The organism is Mycobacterium sp. (assembly GCF_036488105.1).
In the GTDB taxonomy this organism is placed as follows: Bacteria; Actinomycetota; Actinomycetes; order Mycobacteriales; family Mycobacteriaceae; genus Mycobacterium.
On the sequence record NZ_DASXHW010000494.1, the window covers coordinates 1 to 21,565 of the forward strand.

Annotated in this window: 27 protein-coding genes; 14 read left to right on the forward strand and 13 right to left on the reverse strand. The window is 66.8% G+C overall.

What is annotated here, in order from left to right:
• From VGH54_RS25930 to VGH54_RS25945, 4 genes are all read left to right on the forward strand, one after another.
• Nucleotides 1–1,123 (forward strand): acyl-CoA dehydrogenase family protein (locus VGH54_RS25930; protein WP_331514999.1); only part of this gene is annotated, 1,123 nt, incomplete at its 5' end.
• A gap of 81 nt (nt 1,124–1,204) precedes the next feature.
• Nucleotides 1,205–1,756 carry a TetR/AcrR family transcriptional regulator gene (locus VGH54_RS25935; protein ID WP_414688806.1) on the forward strand — a complete coding sequence of 184 codons (552 nt, stop codon included), beginning with the start codon at nt 1,205–1,207 and terminating at the stop codon, nt 1,754–1,756.
• Entirely contained in the window at nt 1,756–2,592 is an 837-nt protein-coding gene (locus VGH54_RS25940; RefSeq protein ID WP_331515001.1) for an enoyl-CoA hydratase/isomerase family protein, read from the forward strand. The genes VGH54_RS25935 and VGH54_RS25940 overlap by 1 nt, the downstream gene beginning before the upstream one ends.
• Nucleotides 2,589–3,347 (forward strand): class I SAM-dependent methyltransferase, encoded by a 759-nt coding sequence (locus VGH54_RS25945; protein ID WP_331515002.1) that lies wholly within the window; start codon nt 2,589–2,591, stop codon nt 3,345–3,347. Before VGH54_RS25940 ends, VGH54_RS25945 begins: the two co-directional genes overlap by 4 nt.
• Here the strand turns inward: VGH54_RS25945 and VGH54_RS25950 are convergent.
• Together VGH54_RS25950 and VGH54_RS25955 are read right to left on the reverse strand one after the other, a co-directional pair.
• Nucleotides 3,325–3,813, reverse strand: a complete 489-nt coding sequence (locus VGH54_RS25950) for a YbaK/EbsC family protein (protein WP_331515003.1) — start codon at nt 3,811–3,813, stop codon at nt 3,325–3,327. The two genes, VGH54_RS25945 and VGH54_RS25950, sit on opposite strands and share 23 nt — an antisense overlap.
• Before the next feature lie 2 nt (nt 3,814–3,815).
• A complete protein-coding gene (locus tag VGH54_RS25955) occupies nt 3,816–4,664 on the reverse strand; it encodes an NAD(P)-dependent oxidoreductase (RefSeq protein ID WP_331515004.1) in 849 nt (282 codons plus the stop codon).
• 266 nt (nt 4,665–4,930) lie between these two features.
• Between VGH54_RS25955 and VGH54_RS25960 the strand changes: the two genes are divergently transcribed.
• Together VGH54_RS25960 and rsrA are read left to right on the forward strand one after the other, a co-directional pair.
• Nucleotides 4,931–5,599 (forward strand): sigma-70 family RNA polymerase sigma factor, encoded by a 669-nt coding sequence (locus VGH54_RS25960; RefSeq protein WP_331515019.1) that lies wholly within the window; start codon nt 4,931–4,933, stop codon nt 5,597–5,599.
• Between the two features lie 50 nt (nt 5,600–5,649).
• A complete protein-coding gene (rsrA, locus tag VGH54_RS25965) occupies nt 5,650–5,898 on the forward strand; it encodes a mycothiol system anti-sigma-R factor (protein ID WP_331515020.1) in 249 nt (82 codons plus the stop codon).
• A gap of 99 nt (nt 5,899–5,997) precedes the next feature.
• Here rsrA and VGH54_RS30115 read toward each other — a convergent pair whose 3' ends face one another.
• Together VGH54_RS30115 and VGH54_RS25970 are read right to left on the reverse strand one after the other, a co-directional pair.
• On the reverse strand, nt 5,998–6,072 hold the full coding sequence (locus VGH54_RS30115; protein ID WP_011728008.1) for a 50S ribosomal protein bL37: 75 nt from the start codon (nt 6,070–6,072) through the stop codon (nt 5,998–6,000).
• 67 nt (nt 6,073–6,139) lie between these two features.
• Nucleotides 6,140–6,760 carry a hypothetical protein gene (locus VGH54_RS25970; RefSeq protein WP_331515005.1) on the reverse strand — a complete coding sequence of 207 codons (621 nt, stop codon included), beginning with the start codon at nt 6,758–6,760 and terminating at the stop codon, nt 6,140–6,142.
• A gap of 383 nt (nt 6,761–7,143) precedes the next feature.
• Between VGH54_RS25970 and VGH54_RS25975 the strand changes: the two genes are divergently transcribed.
• Both VGH54_RS25975 and VGH54_RS25980 read left to right on the forward strand, forming a co-directional pair.
• Nucleotides 7,144–7,359: a biotin/lipoyl-binding carrier protein gene (locus tag VGH54_RS25975; RefSeq protein ID WP_331515021.1), complete on the forward strand. Its 216-nt coding sequence runs from the start codon at nt 7,144–7,146 to the stop codon at nt 7,357–7,359.
• A gap of 29 nt (nt 7,360–7,388) precedes the next feature.
• Nucleotides 7,389–8,903, forward strand: coding sequence for a sensor histidine kinase (locus tag VGH54_RS25980; protein WP_331515006.1), 1,515 nt, complete (start codon nt 7,389–7,391; stop codon nt 8,901–8,903).
• Nucleotides 8,904–8,965: 62 nt separating this feature from the next.
• Here the strand turns inward: VGH54_RS25980 and whiB1 are convergent, their stop codons facing one another.
• Together whiB1 and VGH54_RS25990 are read right to left on the reverse strand one after the other, a co-directional pair.
• Nucleotides 8,966–9,220 (reverse strand): transcriptional regulator WhiB1, encoded by a 255-nt coding sequence (gene whiB1 / locus VGH54_RS25985; RefSeq protein WP_067341882.1) that lies wholly within the window; start codon nt 9,218–9,220, stop codon nt 8,966–8,968.
• A 250-nt stretch (nt 9,221–9,470) separates the two neighbouring features.
• Nucleotides 9,471–10,445 carry a diacylglycerol kinase family protein gene (locus tag VGH54_RS25990; protein WP_331515007.1) on the reverse strand — a complete coding sequence of 325 codons (975 nt, stop codon included), beginning with the start codon at nt 10,443–10,445 and terminating at the stop codon, nt 9,471–9,473.
• A 41-nt stretch (nt 10,446–10,486) separates the two neighbouring features.
• On the opposite strand from VGH54_RS25990, the gene VGH54_RS25995 reads away from it, so the two are divergent.
• Entirely contained in the window at nt 10,487–10,918 is a 432-nt protein-coding gene (locus VGH54_RS25995) for a hypothetical protein (RefSeq protein WP_331515008.1), read from the forward strand.
• Here the strand turns inward: VGH54_RS25995 and VGH54_RS26000 are convergent.
• From VGH54_RS26000 to VGH54_RS26010, 3 genes are read right to left on the reverse strand one after another with little or no spacing between them, the layout of a single operon-like run.
• The gene (locus tag VGH54_RS26000) at nt 10,870–11,352 is read right to left on the reverse strand and encodes a GNAT family N-acetyltransferase (RefSeq protein WP_331515009.1); all 483 of its coding nucleotides are present in this window, start codon (nt 11,350–11,352) and stop codon (nt 10,870–10,872) included. The genes VGH54_RS25995 and VGH54_RS26000 overlap by 49 nt on opposite strands.
• Nucleotides 11,349–12,446 (reverse strand): isochorismate synthase, encoded by a 1,098-nt coding sequence (locus VGH54_RS26005; RefSeq protein ID WP_331515010.1) that lies wholly within the window; start codon nt 12,444–12,446, stop codon nt 11,349–11,351. The genes VGH54_RS26000 and VGH54_RS26005 overlap by 4 nt, the downstream gene beginning before the upstream one ends.
• Before the next feature lie 5 nt (nt 12,447–12,451).
• Nucleotides 12,452–13,051, reverse strand: coding sequence for an acid phosphatase (locus VGH54_RS26010; protein ID WP_331515011.1), 600 nt, complete (start codon nt 13,049–13,051; stop codon nt 12,452–12,454).
• Between the two features lie 112 nt (nt 13,052–13,163).
• Between VGH54_RS26010 and VGH54_RS26015 the strand changes: the two genes are divergently transcribed.
• Nucleotides 13,164–13,964 carry an AAA family ATPase gene (locus tag VGH54_RS26015; RefSeq protein WP_331515012.1) on the forward strand — a complete coding sequence of 267 codons (801 nt, stop codon included), beginning with the start codon at nt 13,164–13,166 and terminating at the stop codon, nt 13,962–13,964.
• Here VGH54_RS26015 and VGH54_RS26020 read toward each other — a convergent pair whose 3' ends face one another.
• Together VGH54_RS26020 and VGH54_RS26025 are read right to left on the reverse strand one after the other, a co-directional pair.
• Nucleotides 13,965–15,179, reverse strand: a complete 1,215-nt coding sequence (locus VGH54_RS26020; RefSeq protein WP_331515013.1) for a hypothetical protein — start codon at nt 15,177–15,179, stop codon at nt 13,965–13,967. It abuts the gene before it with no gap.
• 20 nt (nt 15,180–15,199) lie between these two features.
• Nucleotides 15,200–16,711, reverse strand: coding sequence for a DEAD/DEAH box helicase (locus VGH54_RS26025; RefSeq protein ID WP_331515014.1), 1,512 nt, complete (start codon nt 16,709–16,711; stop codon nt 15,200–15,202).
• A 271-nt stretch (nt 16,712–16,982) separates the two neighbouring features.
• On the opposite strand from VGH54_RS26025, the gene VGH54_RS26030 reads away from it, so the two are divergent.
• On the forward strand, nt 16,983–17,678 hold the full coding sequence (locus VGH54_RS26030; protein ID WP_331515015.1) for a ferritin-like fold-containing protein: 696 nt from the start codon (nt 16,983–16,985) through the stop codon (nt 17,676–17,678).
• 2 nt (nt 17,679–17,680) lie between these two features.
• Here the strand turns inward: VGH54_RS26030 and VGH54_RS26035 are convergent, their stop codons facing one another.
• Entirely contained in the window at nt 17,681–18,337 is a 657-nt protein-coding gene (locus VGH54_RS26035; RefSeq protein ID WP_331515022.1) for an MmpS family transport accessory protein, read from the reverse strand.
• A 190-nt stretch (nt 18,338–18,527) separates the two neighbouring features.
• Between VGH54_RS26035 and VGH54_RS26040 the strand changes: the two genes are divergently transcribed.
• Nucleotides 18,528–18,776: a DUF3107 domain-containing protein gene (locus VGH54_RS26040; protein WP_331515016.1), complete on the forward strand. Its 249-nt coding sequence runs from the start codon at nt 18,528–18,530 to the stop codon at nt 18,774–18,776.
• Here the strand turns inward: VGH54_RS26040 and VGH54_RS26045 are convergent.
• Nucleotides 18,763–19,419: a TetR/AcrR family transcriptional regulator gene (locus VGH54_RS26045; protein WP_331515023.1), complete on the reverse strand. Its 657-nt coding sequence runs from the start codon at nt 19,417–19,419 to the stop codon at nt 18,763–18,765. The genes VGH54_RS26040 and VGH54_RS26045 overlap by 14 nt on opposite strands.
• Nucleotides 19,420–19,586: 167 nt before the next feature.
• On the opposite strand from VGH54_RS26045, the gene VGH54_RS26050 reads away from it, so the two are divergent.
• Together VGH54_RS26050 and moeB are read left to right on the forward strand one after the other, a co-directional pair.
• Nucleotides 19,587–20,639: a DUF3152 domain-containing protein gene (locus VGH54_RS26050; RefSeq protein ID WP_331515017.1), complete on the forward strand. Its 1,053-nt coding sequence runs from the start codon at nt 19,587–19,589 to the stop codon at nt 20,637–20,639.
• A gap of 13 nt (nt 20,640–20,652) precedes the next feature.
• The coding region (gene moeB, locus VGH54_RS26055) for a molybdopterin-synthase adenylyltransferase MoeB (protein WP_331515018.1) at nt 20,653–21,565 on the forward strand (913 nt) is incomplete at its 3' end.

Consider the following 21,565-nt stretch of genomic DNA (forward strand, 5'->3'; position numbering starts at 1 on the left):
CTCGGAAAAGGAGATCTTCGCCAAGGTCCGGGTGTTCGGCGAGGCCGAGATGCTGCCGATGGTCAACGAGTATTGGGAACGCGGCGAGTTCCCGTTCGACCTGATCCCGAAACTTGCCGCGCTGAACGTCGTCGGCGATTACAACCTGGGTCACCACGGGTGCACGTCGATGAGCGCGGTCGCCGCCGGCCTCGTCACCTACGAGCTGTCCCGCATCGACGGGAGCATCGCCACATTCTTTGCCGTACACCTCGGGTTGGCGATGCAGTCGATCAACATCCTGGGCTGCGAGGAACAGCGGCAACGCTACCTGCCGGCGATGGCGCGCCTGGAAAAGATTGGCGCCTTCGCGTTGACCGAGCCCGAGCACGGTTCGGACGCCGTCATCCTCGAGGCCACCGCGGAGCGGCAAGGCGACGAATGGGTGCTCAACGGCCGTAAGCGCTGGCCGGGCAACGCCGTGTGGTGCGACTTCATCGTCGTATATGCCCGCGACACCGCGGATAACCAAGTCAAGGCGTTCGTGGTGGAGAAAGAGAACCCTGGCTACGCGGCAACCAAGATCGGCGGCAAGATGTCGCTGCGGATGGTGCAGAACGCGGACATCACCCTCACCGACTGCCGGGTGTCCGAAGACGCCCGACTGCAGAACTGCAACAGCTTCAAAGATGTGGGCAAAGTGCTTGCGGGCACCCGCAATACCGTCGCGTGGGGGTCGGCCGGACACGCAGTCGCGGCTTATGACATCGCGCTGAACTACGCCCTGCGGCGAAAGCAATTCGGCAGGCCAATCGCCAGGACCCAGGTCATTCAGTCGATGCTGGTGGAGATGCTCGGCGACCTCACCTCGATGCAGCTGTACGCCATCCGTATGGCCCGGCTGATCGATGACGGCAAGGCCGAGGAAACGATGGCCGCGCTCGCCAAGTACTACTGCACAGTCAAAGGCCGCCACGTGTGTCGACTGGCCCGCGACGTATTGGGCGGCAACGGTGTCTTGCTCGACTTCCACGTCATGCGCCACCTGTGCGATATGGAGGCCCTGGTCACCTACGAAGGAACTGCGGAAGTCCAGTCCCTCATCGTCGGCCGGCACATTACCGGGCAGAGCGCGTTCGCCTGATCAGGTAACAGAGGATTCCTCGGTAGCGGTAGAGTATTTCTCGTGCCGAGATCAGCACCGGGCGAAGCGCGGGACCGATTGATGGCGACCGCCCGCCGCCGGTTCGCGGCGGACGGCGCCATCGCCGCGACGCTGGATGAGATCCGGCGCGACGCCGACGTCAGCGTTGGGGCGCTCTACCACCACTTCCCGGACAAGCCTGCGTTGGCTGCCGCCGTCTACGCCCAGCTGATGAGCGAGTACCAGGGGAGTTTTGTGGCGATGCTGCGCCGGCAGGACACCGCGGAAGACGGGATTCGCGGCGGCGTAGCACACCACCTGCGCTGGGTGGCCGCCAACCGTGGCGAGGCTGCGTTGCTGCTGGGCGACCGGCTGGACAGCGCGGAGTTGCGCGTCGCGAACACGGCGTTCTTCGCCGCCGTGCGGGATTGGTGGCGTCCGCACCACAGCTACGGAGTCTTGCGTCCGATGCAGGCCGGAGTCACCGCCGCACTGTGGTTCGGTCCAGCTCAGGAATTCAGCCGGAATTGGATCGCCGGCGACGAACCCCGAGTGCCGCGCGGGGTGATCAAGACGTTCGCAGACGCCGCATGGATGGCGCTGCGGGCCAACGCTATTGAGGAGGACAACTGATGAGCTCAACAGAATCGTTATATGCCGGCATGGTCGCCGACGGCGACGACCCGGACGCGCCGCGTCGGGTTCGGGTCGAGCACCGTGGCGACCGGGCGGTGGTGACCCTCGACGAACCTGACCGTCTCAATGCGCTTTCGGCGCCGCTGGTGCGCCAATTGCGTTGCGCGATTGAAGCTCTCGTCGTCGACAGCGACATTCGCAGTGTGGTGCTCACCGGTGCCGATCCGGGCTTCAGCGCGGGTGGGGACTTGAAGATGATGCGTTCGGCCATCGAACAGCTGACCAACCCGGAGGGTGTCGCCGATGTGTGGCGCTGGATTCGTCGCGAGTTCGGCGGGATCGCCAGGCTCATCGCCGGGTCAGACACGATTTTCGTGGCCGCGATCAACGGACCGGCGGCCGGCGTCGGGTTGGCCTGGGCGCTGACCTGCGACCTCGCCATTGCCAGCGAGCGGGCAGTGATCGTGCCCGCGTTCGGCCGTATCGGCCTACTTCCCGAGGTCGGCACCAGTTGGGCGCTGACCCGCCGACTGGGCTACCAGGGCGCGCTTGCCTACTACCTGCGTGGTGAGCACATCGACGCGCACACTGCGCAGCGGCTCGGTCTCGTGCAGCAGGTCGTCGCGCACGACGAACTGCTTGCTGCAGCCGACGAGTGGTGTGCGCGGGTGGCGGCGATGCCGCCGCACGCGGTCGCGATGACCAAGCCGCTGCTGCGTGCCACCGCCGACGCCGGCTGGCATGAGGCGCTGACCATGGAGGAGTTCGCCGAGCCGATCTGCTTCACCACAGCCGCCTTCGCCGACAGCGTAAGCACGATGCTGGGACGGTGATCCGCTACGACCGGGCGGGTAGGACGTATTCGCTTACCCGCCAACCGGATCCACGCATCGGCACGCTCCTCTACCAGGCGCTTGCGGGGATGGCTACGGTCGCGAACATCGGTGCCGGGACCGGTTCCTACGAACCCTCGAACACCGTCGTCGCCGTGGAACCCAGCCCCGTGATGATCGCGCAACGCCGGGCCGACGCCGCTCCTGCGGTGCGGGCCGCGGCCGAACACCTGCCCGTCGGCACAGATGCCGTCGATGCGTCGATCGCGTTGCTGACCGTGCACCACTGGTCGGACCTCGCTGCCGGAGTCCTCGAGATGATCCGCGTCGCCCGTCATCGTGTCGTGATCCTCACCTGGGATGACACCGTCTTTCGCCAATTCTGGCTGCTGCGTGAGTATCTGCCTGCCGTCGCAGACACCGACGCGCGGCTGGCTGTGCCGATCTCCACTCTGATTTCGCTGCTGGGCACGGCGTCGATACAGACGGTGCCCGTACCGCATGACTGCGTCGACGGATTCGGCGGAGCCTACTGGCGCCGCCCTCATGCTTATCTCGAAGAGACCGTGCGATCCGGGATCTCGATGTTCGCGCTGACACCGAAAGCGTTGCTAACAAAGGGATTAGAGCGGCTCAGTGCCGACCTTGCCAGCGGTGCCTGGGCGCGTCGGCATGCCGATCTTCTCGACATGCCAGAGCTGGATCTCGGATACCGGCTTGTCGTCTCGGATCTCAGGCCTGAATCCCCGCGGTGACCGCGCCGGTAAGCCGGACGAGATCTGCGGGTGCGACGGCGACGTCCCAGCCGCGGCGACCCGCGCTGACGTACATCCGTTCCCAGGCCATGGCGCCGGAGTCGACGACGGTCGGCAGCCGCGTGCGCTGCCCGAAGGGCGAGACGGCGCCCAGCACATAACCGGTCGCCCGCTGCGCGGCGCGCCGGTCGGCCATGGTGGCTTTGCCCGCGCCCAGAGCTGCGGCGGCCGCCTTGAGCGACAACCGCGCCGGCGCCGGGAGAATCGCGACCGCCAACCCGTCCGGAACCGCGATGATCAGCGTCTTGTAGATCTGTTCGGGGTCGACGGCGCCGGCGGTGGTCAGCGCCCGTACGGCTTCGCCGCCGAAGGAACGCCTCCGCGGGTCGTGGTCGTACTTCACCAACTCGTGCGGCACGCCCGCGTCGATGAGCACCGCCAGCGCCGGAGTCGCCGCACCGGGCACGACTAGGGGCCGGAGTACCCCGGCGGGTTGACGCCGTCCACCCAGAAGTCGACGCCGAGTGTGCCACCCGGTACGCAGTTGTAGGTCGACAAGTCGGCGACGCCGGAGTCGAGCAGCACGTCCTCGCAGAGCAGCGTGTTGCCGGTGTATTCGCGGGAGGGCTTGTTGAGGATCACGTAGGCCGCGTCGGAGTAGATCTCCGGCTGGCGTGCCCGGCCCATCGCCTCCTCACCGCCGAGCAGGTTCTGCACCGCGGCGGTGGCCACCAGCGTGCGTGGCCACAGCGTGTTCGACGCGATGCCGTCTGCGCGCAGTTCCTCGGCTATACCCAGTGCGCACAGCGTCATACCGAACTTCGCCATCATGTATGCCGTCGGCTTAAGCCATTCCTTCCCGAGCAGAACCGGCGGGGACAGTGTCAGGATGTGCGGGTTCTCCCGGCCCTTCATATGCGGGATACACGCTTGGGACACCGCGTAGGTGCCGCGCACCTGGATGCCGTTCATCAGGTCGAATCGCTTCATCGGCACCTCGGAGATGGACCCCAGGTTGATCGCCGAAGCGTTGTTCACGCAGATGTCGATGCCGCCGAACTGCTCGACGGCCTTGGCCACCGCCGATTCGACCGAATCCGGGTCGCGGACGTCGCCGACGATCGGCAGCGCCTGGCCACCGGCTTCCTCGAGCTCCTTGGCGGCGGTGTAGACAGTGCCGGGCAACTTGGGGTGCGGTTCGGCGGTCTTGGCCACCAGCGCGATGTTGGCGCCGTCCTGCGCGGCCCTCTTGGCGATGGCCAGGCCGATTCCGCGGCTGGCACCGGAGATAAACATGGTCTTGCCCTTGAGTGACATGAGCGCCACAGTAACGCTGCTCACAGTGGCCCCGAATCATCGGCCCGGATTGCGTCCGGCGCCACCCGGAAATAGCGGGGTGATCGCCGCTGTTGACCCATGCAAAGCAGACAGTGTCAGACGCAGCCTTTAGATTGGGAAAGGGGATCTCTGTGTCAACGGCGACAAGCCTCATCGGCGAAGAGCAGTTGGCCGGGTGCCAGACGGGTCCGGTGTTGATGGACCTGTTCACCGGCATCGCGACAGAAGGGACTGCGTTACCCACTATGGCCGACATAGATAGCGCGACCGAGTCGGAGTCCGCTGACGTCTCCGACGGTTCGGCGCGCCGCCGCTCGAACGAGACCGACGCGGAGCTGACCGCGCGCTTCGAGCGTGACGCGATTCCGCTGCTGGATCAGCTGTACGGTGGCGCGCTGCGGATGACCCGCAACCCCGCCGACGCCGAGGACCTGCTGCAGGAAACCATGGTGAAGGCCTACGCGGGCTTCCGGTCCTTCAAAGAGGGCACCAACCTCAAAGCGTGGCTCTACCGGATCCTGACCAACACCTACATCAACAGCTACCGCAAGAAGCAGCGGCAGCCGGCCCAATATCCGACGGATGAGATCAGCGACTGGCAGCTCGCCGCCACCGCCCAGCATTCCTCGACCGGTTTGCGGTCAGCCGAGGTCGAAGCGCTGGAGGCGTTGCCTGACACCGAAATCAAGGAGGCGCTGCAGGCGCTGCCTGAGGAATTCCGGATGGCGGTCTACTACGCCGACGTCGAGGGCTTTCCCTACAAGGAGATCGCCGAGATCATGGATACTCCGATCGGAACGGTGATGTCGCGACTGCACCGCGGCCGTCGTCAGCTGCGGGAGCTGTTGACCGACGTGGCCAAGGAGCGGGGATTCATTCGCGGTGGCCAGACGCCCGAGGAGGTGTCGTCGTGAGCGACTTCCCGTCGACGCCCGAGCCCCGGCTCGGAGCGGAACCAACGCAGATCAAGGCCGAGTGTGCCGAGGTGATCGCCGAGGTATGGAGCTTGCTCGACGGCGAGTGCACCCCAGAGACCCAGGCCAAGCTCCGCCAGCATCTAGAGGACTGCCCACCCTGCTTCCAGTTCTATGGGCTGGAGGAGCGGATCAAAGGCTTGATTGGCTCCAAATGCGGCGGTGAGAAGGCTCCGGAGGGTCTGCGTGAGCGGCTACGGGTGGAGATCAGCCGGACCACCATCATCCGCGGTCGGTAAGTCCTGCCACGTCACAAGCCAAAACCACTGAAGACCCCAAAAACAAAGGCGCGGGCCGCCTGTCGGACGGTCCGCGTCTTTGTTGAATTGAGCGGTTGGTCAAGCGTTGGGCCGCTTGCCGTGATTGGCCTTGCTGTGCTTGCGGTCACGCTTTTTCCGGCCTCGCTTGGCCATGACTGATCCTCCTCGCAGTTCTGCTTGTCGATCAGTCTTTCATGCCGTTGGCGATGGAAGCCAACTGCTACACCACCGGCACGTGCACCAGGGTGCCGCCGTTGGCACTCGCCGACGAGACCGGACCCTGCTGGCCGGCCAACGGGGCCTGTACCGGCGCGACCGGACCGAAGGCGCCGGGCGTCTGACCCGGGAACTGCCCGGGCAACGTCTGTCCAGGAAGGCCGCCGGGGTAACCGGGGGTCTGGCCGGGCAACGTCTGTCCAGGAAGTCCGCCCGGGTAGCCGCCGAGCCCCGGGGACTGACCCGGCATTCCACCAGGAAGCCCACCCGGGTAACCGCCGAGCCCCGGGGACTGACCCGGGATTCCACCAGGAAGCCCACCCGGGACACCGCCGGGCAGTCCGCCGAGCCCGCCGGGCATTCCGCCCGGAAGGCCCCCGCCGCCGCCGAGCGCGCCGGTGGCAGGCATCAGCAGGTCCCCGGCCCCCGGGATGACGTTGTTCATCAGCCCGCTCAGCGAGCCGAAGAGCGAGTTGGCGATATTCACCGCGCTACCCGCGCCACCCGGCATGCCCGGGATGGGGTCATCGGCGGCAAAAGGTTGCTGGGGAGCGGCTGCGGCGGCACCGGCGCCAAGCCCGATCGTGGCGATTGCTGCCAGCGTCACCCCGATTCCGGTTGCCACTCGGGTGAGTGGTCGGCGAGTTGTCGAATGCGCAAACGTGTTGTCGGACAACGGAATACTCCTCAATTTTGGCTGTTTCACTCGATGACCTTTGGGCACTCGAGTCACTTTGGACACTCTGCTTGCCAAATGTCACATTTCGAACACGACACGATCACGAAAGCGGCTCTATAGGTTCTCTTAGTGATCTTGGAGTTTGCTTATCGATATCTCCACGACATCAATCGTGACCTTTCAGCTGCACAAATGGGCTGCCGGAGGCCGCGGCTGACGCCGACACGGCCCACGGTTGCGCCAAGCTCTGAGTGCAACCGGGGAAATCGATTGTGGTTCGATGAAGCGACGCGAATACGCAATCCGACTGGCTGATGAACGGGGTGACTATGGCCGAGGACGTCCGGGCAGAAATCGTGGCCAGCGTGCTCGAAGTCGTGGTCCATGAGGGCGACCAGATCAGCGAGGGCGACACTCTGGTGCTGCTGGAATCGATGAAGATGGAGATCCCGGTCCTGGCCGAGGTCGCCGGCACGGTAAGCAAGGTGAGCGTGTCGGTGGGAGACGTCATCCAAGCCGGCGATCTCATCGCCGTGATCAGCTAGTCGTCTGAGCTTGATAGCGGGAGTCGCCGATGTCCACCCTCGGTGACCTGCTCGCCGAACACACCGTCCTGCCGGGCAGCGCCGTCGATCACCTGCATGCCGTGGTCGGCGAGTGGCAGCTGCTGGCCGATCTCTCGTTCGCCGACTACTTGATGTGGGTGCGCCGCGACGACGGCTCGCTGGTCTGCGTCGCGCAGTGCCGGCCCAATACCGCGCCCACTGTTCTGCTGCGCGACGCGGTGGGGACCGTCGTTCAGGCCGATCGCATGCCACTGATCGCGGCGGCATTTGAATCGGGCGACATTGGCTTGGAACGCGATGCGGGCCAACAGTATTCGTGGCAGCAGACCGGGGTGAACATCGAAGCTGTGCCGGTGCGACACGACGACTCGGTGGTCGCGGTGCTGACGCATCAGACCGCCGTCGCCGACACCCCGAAGGCCAGCCCGCTGGAGACCGCATACGTCGACTGCGCCGCGGACCTCGTCCACATGCTCTCCGAGGGCACCTTTCCCAACGTAGGGGATGTGGCGATGTCGCGCTCCAGCCCGCGCGCCGGTGACGGCTTCATCCGGCTCGACGTCAACGGGGTCGTCTCCTATGCCAGCCCGAACGCGTTGTCGGCGTACCACCGGATGGGCCTGACCTCGGAGCTGGAAGGCCAAAACCTGATCGCGGTCACCCGGCCGCTGATCTCCGATCCGTTCGAGGCCCGGGAACTCGCCGAGCACGTGCTCGACTCCCTGGCCGGTGGGGCCAGCATGCGCATCGAGGTCGATGCCGGTGGCGCCACGGTGCTGTTGCGCACGCTGCCACTGGTGGTGCAGGGCAAGGCGGCCGGCGCCGCGGTGCTGGCTCGCGACGTCACCGAAATCAAGCGGCGCGACCGCGCGCTGATCTCCAAGGACGCCACGATCCGGGAAATCCACCACCGCGTGAAGAACAACCTTCAGACCGTCGCGGCGCTGCTGCGTCTGCAGGCCCGCCGGACGACCAACGCCGAGGGCCGGGAGGCGCTCATCGAGTCGGTGCGACGGGTGTCGTCGATCGCGCTGGTCCACGACGCCCTGTCGATGTCGGTGGACGAGGAAGTCAACCTCGACGATGTGATCGACCGAATCCTGCCGATCATGAACGACGTGGCCACAGTGGACACGCCGATCCGGATCAACCGAGCGGGCATGCTCGGTGTCTTGGACTCCGATCGGGCGACCGCGCTGATCATGGTGATCACCGAACTGGTACAAAACGCCATCGAGCACGCGTTTGACCCGCCGGCCTGCGAGGCGGCCGCCTCGGGCGGTTCGGTGATGATCCGCGCGGAACGGTCGGCTCGCTGGCTCGACGTGGTGGTCCACGACAATGGTCGCGGGCTGCCCGAGGGTTTCAGCGTCGAGAAGTCCGACCGGCTGGGCCTGCAGATCGTCCGGACCCTGGTGTCCGCCGAGCTCGACGGCACGCTGCAGATGCAGGACGCCCCCGAAGGCGGGACCGACGTGGTGTTGCGCGTGCCGATCGGTCGTCGTGCACGCGCCGTGCAGTAGTGCCCATACACAACGGTGCGGCCCCGACAATTCGTCGGGGCCGCACCGTTGCGAAGGCCTGGTCAGACTCCGGTGCGGGCCTTCGTTCGAGCGTTACGACGCTTGAGTGCCCGTCGCTCGTCTTCGCTCATTCCGCCCCACACGCCGGAGTCCTGCCCGGTGTTCAGCGCCCACGACAGGCACTCGGTGGTCACCGGGCAGCGGTTACAGACCAGTTTCGCGTCGGCGATCTGTGCGAGGGCCGGACCGCTGTTCCCGACAGGGAAGAACAGCTCCGGGTCCTCGTCGCGACAGACCGCAGTGTGGCGCCAATCCATAAGTAGTTACTCCTCACTGTGTGCGCAGCAACGTGCGCACGAATGATTTTCTTCGGCTGTTAACGCAGGCACAAGTAATGTTTCCGTACCGTTGCATGCAATCGTTCGATCGTTTCACAGGCTCAACAGATGTCAATAGCGGCTCGTGGTCCGTGGTCAATGTCACTTCAGAGATCTATTACTAAATCCCTTAATCGTTTGTACTACACTCGCTCGGAGCCTGACCAGTGCTTTTAGCCACATTCTGCGATCACCGCAGGTCGGGAAGCCTTTTTAGAGGCGGAGCGACGACGTCCAGGGCATCGGGGACGGCGCGGAAAGTCATCCGTTCGCGCACGCCGAGGTAGTCGCCGTCGAATTGGCTCGCCATGGGTGGATCGGCGCACGTCACCCGCACACAGTCCGCGTTGTCGTCCCGAACGACCTGGTCACCCTCGATCTTGGGCTGCTTGGAGAACATTTGTGCGACCAGCCTCAGGCTGGGCACGACCTTCAACCCGGTGACGCCGAAGACGCCCAGTCCGGATTCGAAGCTGGTGTCGGGGTTGGTGCACATCGGCCGATCATCGGCGTAAGTCCACGGGCTGCAGTTGGACACGAAGACGAAGTACACCCCGGAAATCGGCTCACGCCCGGGCAGCTCCACGGTCAGCCGCGGCTGCTTGCGGGAGTACGCGACCGTCGCGATCGTCGCTGCGGTGATGTAGCGCGTCGGCGTGACTTTTTTGCCCTTGACCCGCTGGGCCTCCACTTTGGCGACGGCCTCGGCATCGACGCCCATGCCGGCGTTCAGTACCGCCCACTGCTCGCCGCAGTCGATCAGCCCGATCCGGCGCCACTTCTTTTCTTGGCCGTACTTGTCGAGTAGCCAGATGAGCTGGTTGGTGGCGTCGATCGGGCCCGGCGGGATGCCCAGCGACCGTGCAGTCACGTTCGCCGATCCACCGGGAACGATCGCCAACGCGGGGACATGCCCGGTGGGCAGCTGGCCTGGTTTGCCGAGCAGGCCGTTGACCACATTGCTCACCGTGCCGTCGCCGCCGTGCACCACGACGAGATCAACGCCATCCTGGACCGCGGCCTGGGCGATTTCGCCGCCGTGGCCGCGGTGCCGGGTGTGCTCGACGGTCAAATCCAGGCGGCTTTTGAGTGCGTTCGCCAGCAGATCGCGGCCGGCCGTGGTGGTCGAGGTCGCGGTCGGGTTGACGATCAGGACGGCGCGCATGAAGCCAAAGCCTACGGGAGCGGGGTGGCTACGCTGAGGCGGTGATCACGCGTCCTCCAGCCACTGTGCGCGGCGCGGGGTTGATCGTCGCAGTTCAAGGCGCTACGGGCCTGGTGGTCGCCGCGGTCCTGCTGATTCGGGCGATTGGCGGTGCGGATCAGCGAGTGGCCAACGGCTTCGGGACCGCGCTGTGGTTCGTCGTGGCCGGTGGCGCTGTGCTGGCCGCCGGCTGGGCCCTGCTGACCGGCAGGCGCTGGGGACGCGGGCTCGCGGTGTTCGCCGAACTGTTGCTGCTGCCGGTGGCGTGGTACCTGACGGTGGGCTCGCACCGGCCGCTGCTCGGGGTCCCGGTCGCCGTAGTGGCGTCGATGGCGTTGGCGTTGTTGTTCAGTCCGGCCACGTTGCGTTGGTTATCCGGGGACGATCAGCCCGGCCCGGCCAACTCGGCCAACTCGCGACCGCACAGCCGGTAGGTGGTCCACTCGGTCTGCGGCGCAGCGCCGACGGTCCGATACAGCGCAATCGCGTCGGTGTTCCAGTTCAGCACCGCCCAGGCCAGCCGGGTGTAGTTGTTGTCGACGCACTCTCGTGCCAGCGCCGCCAGCAGGCCGCGGGCTAACCCGAGACGGCGAAATCGACTCCGCACGTAGAGGTCTTCCAAGTAGATGCCCTCGACGCCGTCCCAGGTCGAGAAGTTGAGAAACCACAGTGCCATCGCGGCGACTTCGCCGTCGACCTCGGCGACGTGCGCCCGCAGCGTCGGGTTATCACCGAAAAGCGCCGTGCTGAGCTGAGTTTCGACGACACTGCATTGATCGGCGGCGTGCTCGAAGCTGGCCAGGTCGTGGATCATCGCGGTGATCGCCGCGGCATCGGGTGGTGCGGCTCGACGGATGCGGACGGTCACGGCTGAACCCCCAGCGCGGTCAGGATGGTGATGAATTTTGTTGTGGTCTCGGCGACTTCGCCGTCGGGGTCGGATTCGGCGACGATGCCGCCACCGGCGTGGGCCAGTGCAGTGCGACGGTCGGCGGCCAGTTGCGCGCCACGGATGGTCACCACCCAGCGGCCGTCGCCGGCGGCGTCGCACCAACCCACCGCGCCGGCGTAGAACCCGCGATCGCCTTCCAGCTCGCCGATGAGTTGCGCGGCGGCGTCGGCGGGCACCCCGCCGACCGCCGGGGTGGGATGCAAGGCAAGCGCCAAATCGATTGCGGTGGTTGATATGTCGCGCAGCCGCCCGGTGATCGGGGTGCTGAGGTGCCACAGCGCGGTGGTGCGGCTCAGCGCGGGCGTGGGGGGAAAAGTCAACTCGCTGCACAGCGGGCGCAGGGCTTCGGCCATGCTGTCGACAACCAACTGATGCTCGTGGCGATCCTTGGCCGAATCGGCGAGCGCCGCCCCGGCGGCGGCGTCGACGTCGGGGTCGGCGGCACGCGGCGCCGACCCGGCGAACGGCCGACACGTCACCCGGTCGCCGTCGCGCGCCACCAGCAGCTCCGGACTGGCGCCGACCAGCGCCATGCCCGCATACGGTTCGCCCGCCGCGGACAGGTCGACGAGGTAGCCGTAGGCGGCCGGGTCGTTGTCGGCCAACCGGCGCAGGATCATCCGGGCGTCCAGCGGGGCATCGGCGGCCAACCGTAACGCGCGGGCCAGCACCACCTTCTGCAGCGTGCTGCCCGCCGCGGTCAGCACGTCGCACGCCCGCCGAACCCGGTCACGGTGCTCGTCGGGCGCCGGAATCGACTCGGCCACGTGCACCGCGGGCAGCGGATCGGTCGGCCAGTCGGGTAGTTCATCGGCGTGGCGCACCGAGCGCGGCGCCATCAACGCCGCGGGCCCGTTGACGTCGAAAGCCAACGCGCCCAACACTATTGACACAGAACCCGATCGCAACGACGACTGTGCAGTGGCCACGTCGCGATAGCAGGCCTGCACGCCGTCGCCGATCAGCACGCCGGCCGGCCCGCACAGCACAAACGGCGGCTCAGTGGTCATTCGGCTCAGTCGTCGTAAGGACGGGGAAGCCCCAGCGCGCTCAGCTGGCGGATCCCGTGTTCGAACCCGCAGACCGCGATGGAGGCGGGTCCCATGCCGAAGCGGCTGCCCTCGACGAGTGGCAGCTGCACCCAGCGGGTGATGACGGCGCGCGAAAAGTGGCCGTGCCCCACGAACACCACGTCACGCTTCACCATCAGCTCCAACGCGAAAGCGACGGCCCGGTCCGCGCGCTCGCTGACTTGCGCCACAGATTCGCCGTCCGGGCCGCCGTGTGTCCAGATCGACCAACTGGGATGGGATGTGTGAATCTCCGCGCTCGTCAGGCCCTCATAGGAGCCGTAATCCCACTCGGCGAGCAGTTCGGACTTTTCGTCAACGGACAGGCCGGCCAGTTCGGCGCTTTCCACCGCACGCCGGCGCGGGCTGCTGATCACCTTCGGATCGTCAAGGCGCAGGTCGGCCAGCGTCGGACCGGCGGCGACGGCCTGGGCGCGACCGTTGTCGGTGAGGTCGAGATCGGTGGACCCGGTGTGCCGGCCGGACAGCGACCACTCGGTTTCCCCGTGGCGTAACAACACCAATCGATGGCTCTCGACGCCCATGCTGACCGATTCTGCCTGACACACATAGCCATCCGCGCGCGGGCACCATGGTGTTGATGCCAGGATGGCAGTTGTTAACCGCCAGCGATGGACATAGGAGGAGCGGCGTCTGATGAAGGGGACCCGAGTGCTGGCGGTGGCCAACCAGAAGGGCGGGGTGGCCAAGACGACGACGGTCGCGTCGTTGGGTGCGGCGATGGTGGAAGCGGGACGCCGAGTGCTGCTCATCGACCTGGACCCGCAGGGATGTCTGACGTTTTCGCTCGGTCAGGACCCGGACAAGTTGGCGGTCTCGGTGCATGACGTGTTGCTCGGTGAGGTCGAGCCCAACGCCGCCCTGGTGGACACCGCCGAGGGAATGACGCTGCTGCCGGCGAATATCGACCTGGCCGGCGCGGAGGCGATGCTGCTGATGCGGGCCGGCCGCGAATATGCGCTCAAACGGGCACTGGACAAACTCGGCGACATGTTCGACGTCGTGATGATCGACTGCCCGCCGTCGCTGGGCGTGCTCACTCTGAACGGGCTGACCGCCGCCGACGAGGTCATCGTGCCGCTGCAATGTGAAACGTTGGCGCACCGCGGCGTCGGGCAGTTCCTGCGCACGGTCAACGACGTCCAGCAGATCACCAACCCGGGCCTGCGGCTGCTGGGTGCGCTCCCGACGCTGTACGACCCGCGCACCACCCATACCCGCGACGTGCTGCTCGACGTCGCCGATCGTTACGACCTGCCGGTACTGGCGCCGCCGATCCCGCGCACGGTGCGTTTCGCCGAAGCCAGCGCGTCGGGTTCGTCGGTGCTCGCCGCACGCAAGAACAAAGGCGCGTCCGCCTACCAGGAGTTGGCCCAGGCGCTGCTCAAGCACTGGAAGTCAGGCAAGGCGCTGCCGACGTTCACCATCGACGTGTAGTCAGCCCAGCGCGACGAGGGTGTTGCCGCGCTGCTCGAGCAGCTGCGAACCCGCCACGGCGGGGATCACCGCTGAGTTGGTCGGCTGCCGCTGCACCGGAAGGAAGTCTTCGCCGACGCCGGTGACCGGGTCGCAGACGGCGATGCCGTCGGTGACCGGGATGAGCAACTTGCCCGCCATCAAGGTCGCCGGACCCACTGGGACAGACGAGCCGGCGGGCCCGATCGAGTAGCGGTAGGTCAGGTTCGCGGAATCGAAGACCATCACTCTGTCGCCGGTCCACCAGGTGATCAGGTTGCCGGGCCGGGTCACCACACCGGACGACGACGGCGGCTTGGGCAGCACCGTGCTTCCCACCGTGGTGCCCGATGCGTCGATGACGTCGACCCTGGGCTGCGGCGCCGGCAGGTAGACGGCCGTCCTGGTCTCGGCCAGCGCCACCACCCGGGCGCCGGAATCCACGCCGATGCCCGGCTCGGGCACGTCGCGCTGTTCGGGTTCGTCCTCGTCCTTGGCCGGACGCAGCAGCTTGAGTCGCAGATCGGTCTGCCGGCCGCACGCCTCGAACACCGAAACCGCCGACGAGCTGGCCGCCGCCGAGGTCAATCGGCATCCGGTGTGCAAGCCCTTCGACGACGGCTTGATCCGCGCGTCGATCTCGCCGTAGGACAGCATTCGGACCATGTCCGAGCGCCACAGCTCGAGGCGGGTATCGCCGGCCGACAACACCGTCGTGCCGTCGGAAGACAGCGTGACCCGCTTGTCGGCATAGCTGCTGCGGGCGGGCCCCCGGCTTCCGTTGGATCCTTCGATCGTGCTGGCCTGACCGCAGCCCCGGTCGTCGCGATAGACCGCGACCGCGAAGCGGTAGACCCCGGCGACCCCGCACAGATCGCTATCCCGCGAGTAGGTCCATCGCACCTGGCCGGTGACCGGATCGCGGCCTTGTACGACACGACCGTCGGCGGTGACGACGGTTCCAGCGACCACGACAGGCTGGTCGGTCGGCGCATTCGGGGCGGTCCAGAGCTGCTTGAGCGAGGGCGGGACCTCGTGGGCCAGCCTCGGGCTGGGCGCGGGCCCCGTCGCGGGCCGGCTGATCGTGGCCCGGGCGTCGCTGGTCCACCAGATCAACGCCGCGGCCGTGGCGACCACGGCCACGATTGCGGTTGCAGCCAAGAGATCAGCTTTGGTGCGGCGTTCCGGCTTGACCATCGGGCAGCAGCGGCGCCGGCTTAGTTGGCGCTTGCCGTCGCGCCCGCCGACTTGCGGGGGCGGCGACGACGACGCCGTGCTCGCGTGCCGTCGCCGGACACGCCGTCTGCGGCTGGGGTCGACCCATCCGTGTCGGCTTTGCCGTTGGCATCGGCATGGCCCGTCGCCGACTTGCCGCCGCGGGTGCGGCGTCGCTGCCGGTCGCTGTTGCGCTGCTGCACGGGCTCGTCGCCGTTGCGGCCACCGGACGTGGCGCGCTTGACCGGTGATTTCTTCGGCGCTCCGATGGAGCCCCGGATGTCGGTCGGAATGTCCAGCTCGACGTAGACGTGCGGCGAGTTGGAGTACGTCTCGGCCGGATCCGGGCAGCCCAGCCCGAGCGCCTTGTCGATCATCGTCCAGCGGGCCAGCTCGTCCCAGTCGACCAGCGTGACCGCGATACCGGTCTTACCGGCCCGTCCGGTGCGGCCGATGCGGTGCACATAGGCGTCCCCGTCGTCCGGGCACTGGTAGTTGATCACGTGGGTGATGTCGTCGATGTCGATGCCGCGGGCCGCCACGTCGGTGGCGACCAGCACGTCGATGTCGCCGGCGCGGAACTGCTTCAGCGCCTTCTCGCGGGCGATCTGACCCAGGTCGCCGTGCACGGCGCCGACGGCGAAACCGCGTTCGGCCAGCTCGTCGGCGACCTTCTGCGCGGTGCGCTTGGTGCGGGTGAAGACCATGGTGGCGCCGCGTCCGCGCGCCTGCAGCACCCGGCTGACCAGCTCGACCTTGTCCATCGCGTGCGCGCGGTAGACGTACTGCTTGGTGAGGTCGTGCACCGCCGAGGAGTGCGGCGCCTCGGCCCGGATGTGGGTGGGCTGGTTCATGAAGGTGCGGGCCAGCGTGATGATCGGGTCCGGCATGGTCGCCGAGAACAGCATCGCCTGCCGCTCGTCGGGGATCTGGCGCAGAATCCGTTCGATATCGGGCAGGAAGCCCAGATCGAGCATCTCGTCGGCCTCGTCGAGCACCAGCACCGACAGGCCGCCGAGCTGCAGGTGTCCCTGCTGGGCCAGGTCGAGCAGCCGTCCGGGCGTACCGACCACGACGTCGGCGCCGGCGCGCAGCGCCTCGATCTGCGGCTCGTAGGGCCGGCCGCCGTAGATGCACACCACCGACACCTTTCGGTCGTCCTCGGTGGTCAGATACTTGGCGGCAGTGGACAGGTCGCCGTAGACCTGTAGGCAGAGTTCGCGGGTGGGCACCACGATCAGTGCGCGGGGGATGCCGGACAGGGGCCGATCGGGCCCCGCGGTGGTGATCCGCTGCAGCAGCGGCACGCCGAACGCGAAGGTCTTGCCCATTCCGGTGCGGGCTTGCCCGATCAGGTCGTCGCCGGTGAGTGCCAGCGGCAGCGTCAGTTCCTGGATGGCAAAGGGATGTTCGACGCCTTCCTCTTTCAGTGCCTGCACAATTTCGTCGCGGACACCGAGGTCGGCAAAGGTAGTTTCGGCTGCGGCTCGGTTGGGTGTGATGAGTGGACTCATGCGTGTAGCACGTACGCCTTTCGGTTTCGTATTCGATTTGTCAATCGTTGCGGTCACGCGCGCACCAGTTGACGGTCGAATACGTTGCCGATCCGCGGGCCCTGCGCTTACTGAGGCGGGCCAACTGCATGCACGCACATTGCTTAGGCAGCGGTGGTACGGATCTACCGCCATTACCTGGATTGATTGTAACTGGTGGGCCGCCGCCGCCCGGCTTGGTGGCTACGGCAGCGCGCAGCGAGTCGCCACGCATCACACCTAGAGTGTTGGCATGACTTCGCTTTCGCCGGGCGACACGCTGGCCGATCCGCCTCCGCCACGCCTGCCCGCGGACCATCCCGGCGTCAACGAATTGTTCGCGGTCTTGGCCTACGGCGAGGTCGCGGCCTTCTACCGGCTCACCGAAGAGGCCCGGATGGCGCCCGATCTGCGCGGCAGGATCTCGATGGCGAGCATGGCGGCAGCCGAGATGGGGCACTATGAGCTGCTGCACGACACCCTGGAGAGCCGCGGCGTCGACGTGGTGCCGGCGATGTCGAAGTACGCCTCCGCCCTCGACGGCTACCACCGGCTGACCACGCCGAGCACCTGGCTGGAGGCGCTGGTCAAGACCTATGTCGGTGATTCGCTCGCCGCGGACTTCTACCTGCAGATCGCCGACGGGCTGCCCGACGAGGTTGCCGACGTGGTGCGCGCGACGATGGCCGAGACCGGACATTCGCAGTTCGTCGTCGCCGAGGTGCGGGCCGCGGTGACCAAGAGCAGCAGACAGCGCAGCCGGCTGGCGTTGTGGTCACGTCGTCTGCTCGGTGAAGCGATTACCCAGGCCCAGTATGTGCTCGCCGAACACGATGAGCTGGTCGACCTGGTGGTGTCGAGGACGGCGGGCTTGACGCAGCTGGCCGGGTTCTTCGACCGGCTTCAGCGCCTACACAATGACCGGATGCGTGACCTGGGGCTCGACTAGGCCTAGCGGCTGCAGGTGGCGATCATCGTGCTGCCGGTCGAGATCGCCACGGGCTGACCGACGCCATCGCTGATCGAGCAGTTGAGGTGGCCGGTCAGGCTGGTCGCCACCACTGATCGCAGCCCGACCCCCTGGTTCAGCACGACGGTCCTCGACCACGGCAGCGACACGTTGAAGTCGGTCTGCGGCGCGCCCTGCGCGTCGGTGTAGACGACGGTGACCAGATCCAAAAGCCCTTTGGTGCCGGTGACCCGGTAGACGAACGTGCGGGCGGCGACGTCCGGCGGCGTCGAGGGGACAGCGGCCGGCGGCGCGATGTCGGTAGGCGTGGTGCTGGTGGCCGTCGGGCTCGGTTGATGGGAGGGCGGGGTGACGGTGGTGACCGTCTCCGGCGGCAGGACCGGCACCAAGCTGGGCCGCGGTGACGCGCTGCGGCCCGGTGGCGCCAACACGGTGGCCGACGTCGACGCGCTGTCGCCGCCGTTGACGATCACGACGGTGGCGATGACGGCGAGCACGAAGACGATCCCGGCGATGGCCGCGATCGGGCGCCACCGGTGATCGGACAGCGAGTAATCCCCGTCGGCGTAGATGTCGTCGACGGTGTCATCGGAGTAGTCCTGGAGCTCGCCATCCAGGTAGTGTGTGGTGCTGATGATGCAGATGTTATCGGTGTGACATCTGCTCGAGGCCGAGCGCGCAGGCGTGTCAGGTCACGATTTGCCAACGGCGGCCGGTCTCGGCGGCGCCCGCGAATCCTTGGCGGCGACCGGCTTTGAGCACACTCTCCCGGCGTCCACTAGCCTGCATGTCGGAGCATCGATTACCAAAGATTGGGAAGGGGCCGGCGTGGAGGTCAAGATCGGGATCACGGACAGCCCGCGCGAGCTGGTGTTCACCAGCCCGCAGACGCCCAGCGAAGTCGAAGCACTCGTCAGCGCCGCGCTCGGCAAAGATTCCAACGTGCTTGGCCTGACCGACGACAAAGGCCGCCGCTTCCTGGTCAATTCGGCCAAGATCGCCTACGTCGAGATCGGTGCCGCGGACTCGCGTCGCGTCGGCTTCGGGATCGGAAGCGTCGCCGCTAAGAGCGGGTAAGCGGCACGTGTGACAGGCCGCCCCAGGCGAACTGCACGGTGCCGTCCACGGCGTCGTCCTTGGTGATCGGCCGATCGGAGTCCAGCCAGTATCTGGCGCAGTCGACGCTGACCCCGACCAGACCCACGGCGACCATCCGGGCGCGGTGCGGGTCCAACCCGGAGTCGGCGCTGATCAGATCGAAAACCGCGTCGATGCACGACTCGGTGGCGACTCGTACCTGTGCGGCGACCTGAGGCTCGGTGATGATGTCGTTCTCGAAGATCAACCGGTAGCCCTGGCCGTCGTGCTCGATGAAGTCGAAGAAGGCCTGCACGGCCGACCGCAACCGTTGCCGGTTGTCGGTGGTGGTGCGCAGCGCTTGACGCACACCGGACACCAGGTTCTCGACATGGCGCGCCAAGACCGCTAAGTACAGCTCCAGTTTGCTTGAAAAGTGTTGGTAGAGAACGGGTTTGCTGACCCCAGCACGCTCGGCGATCTCGTCCATTCCGGCGGCGTGGTAGCCGCGGTCGACGAAAATATCGCTGGCAGCCATAAGCAATTGGCCCCGACGCTCGTCACGAGGCAGTCGGTTGCCGCGCCGAGCAGCGGTGGCGGGCTTCACCCCACTCCTTCCGGCGGCGTTGGCAAGATCGCTCATCCAGTCCTCAATCTGCTTGTCGTAGCGCCGGTGTTGCGAGTGCGCTGCTGATCGCAACGACACTACTACTCGCCTCGCATTCTCGATCATCACCTACGACCTGAATGTCGGCATGTCAGCGTGTGACAGGCACCTTCGGGCGCGCCGAGAGTCCCAGCTAGCGGCGGTTGTGCCATCCTGGAAAAGTGACCTTCGACCCCGACCGGCGCGGGGGCAACCGGACACCGGTTCTTCGCGACGACTGGCGAGAACCGCTGCGCGCCCAACGGGACCCACTGACGTGGGGTGGCGAAGGGCGGGTCCGGTCGAACCGGGGTACCAGCCGTTTTCGGAAACAGACGTGGCTGGGACGTTTCGTGTCGACCTACGGCTGGCGCGCGTACGCGCTACCGATACTGGTTGCCGTTACCGGGGTGGTGCTCTACCAGACCGTCACCGGTACCAGCGCGTCCGCGCCGGCGTCCGGGCAACCGGTTCAGGGTCCGCCGAAAATCGGCGCGGTGGGCACGGTGATCGCCGATGCCCCGCCCCGCGGTCTGACCCAGTACGACGCCAGCCTGCCGACCGGGATGCTGCCCAACGGGGGCGCGTTCACCGATGTGGGCGCCAAGTCCTGGCACCTGGCTCCGGGAGTCACAGCGCAGGTCGGCCAAGGTACGGCGAAAGTCTTCAAGTACACCGTCGAGGTCGAGAACGGCATGGACCCCACCGCGTTCGGCGGTGACGACGCGTTCGCCGCAATGGTCGATCAGACGCTGGCCAATCCGAAGAGCTGGACCCATGACGCGCAGTTCGCGTTCGTCAGGGTCGACGCGAATGGCAGAAACAAACCCGATATCCGCATCTCGCTGAGCACGCCGATGACCGTTCGGCAAGGCTGCGGGTACGAGTTTCCGCTCGAGACATCCTGCTACAACCCGTCTTACGGGGCCGGGGTCGAGCCGCGGGTCTTCATCAACGAGGCACGCTGGGTGCGCGGCGCGCTGCCCTTCCAGGGCGACGTGGGTTCCTACCGGCAGTACCTGATCAACCACGAGGTCGGCCACGCCATCGGCTACCTGCGCCACGAACCCTGCGACAAACAAGGCGCGCTGGCACCGATCATGATGCAGCAGACGTTCTCCACGTCCAACGACGACAACGCGAAGTTCGATCCGGAATTCGTCAAGCCGGACGGTAAGACCTGCCGGTTCAATCCCTGGCCGTACCCGATCGCCTAGCCTCGGTGGGGTGTTGCCGCCGCTAGTTGAGCCGGTTGCCGAGCTGACCCGTGCCGAGGTCGCCCGCTACAGCCGTCATCTCGTCATCCCCGATCTGGGTATCGACGGGCAGAAACGGCTGAAGAACGCGCGGGTGCTGGTGCTCGGCGCCGGGGGCCTCGGCGCACCCACGCTGCTGTACCTGGCCGCGGCCGGTGTCGGCACGATCGGCATCGTCGACGACGACGTCGTCGAGGAGTCGAATCTGCAACGCCAGATCATCCACGGCGTCGGCGACATCGGTCGGCCCAAGACGCAGTCCGCGCGCGACTCGATCGCTGCGGTGAACCCGTTGGTCGAGGTGCGCCTGCACGAGGTGCGGCTGTCTGCGGCCAACGCCGTCGACCTGTTCGGGCAGTACGACCTGATCCTCGACGGCACCGACAATTTCGCCACCCGCTACCTGGTCAACGACGCCGCGGTGCTGGCGCACAGGCCCTACGTGTGGGGATCGATCTACCGCTTCGAGGGCCAGGTGTCGGTGTTCTGGGAGGACGCGCCCGCTGGCCGCGGCCTGAACTACCGCGACTTGTATCCGGAGGCTCCGCCGCCGGGCCTGGTGCCGTCGTGCGCCGAAGGCGGCGTGCTTGGCGTGCTGTGCGCCTCGATCGCGTCGGTGATGGGCACCGAGGCGATCAAACTGATCACCGGGCTCGGCGAGACGCTGCTGGGCCGGCTGATGATGTACGACGCGCTCGCCATGACCTATCGGACGATCACGATCCGCAAGGACCCGGCCGCGCCGTCGATCACCGAGCTGGTCGACTACGACGAGTTCTGCGGAGTCGCCTCCGACGCCGCGACCGACAGTGCGATCACCCCTGGTGAGTTGCGTGATCTGCTCGCTGACGGCGACAAGATCATGCTGATCGACGTGCGGGAGCCGG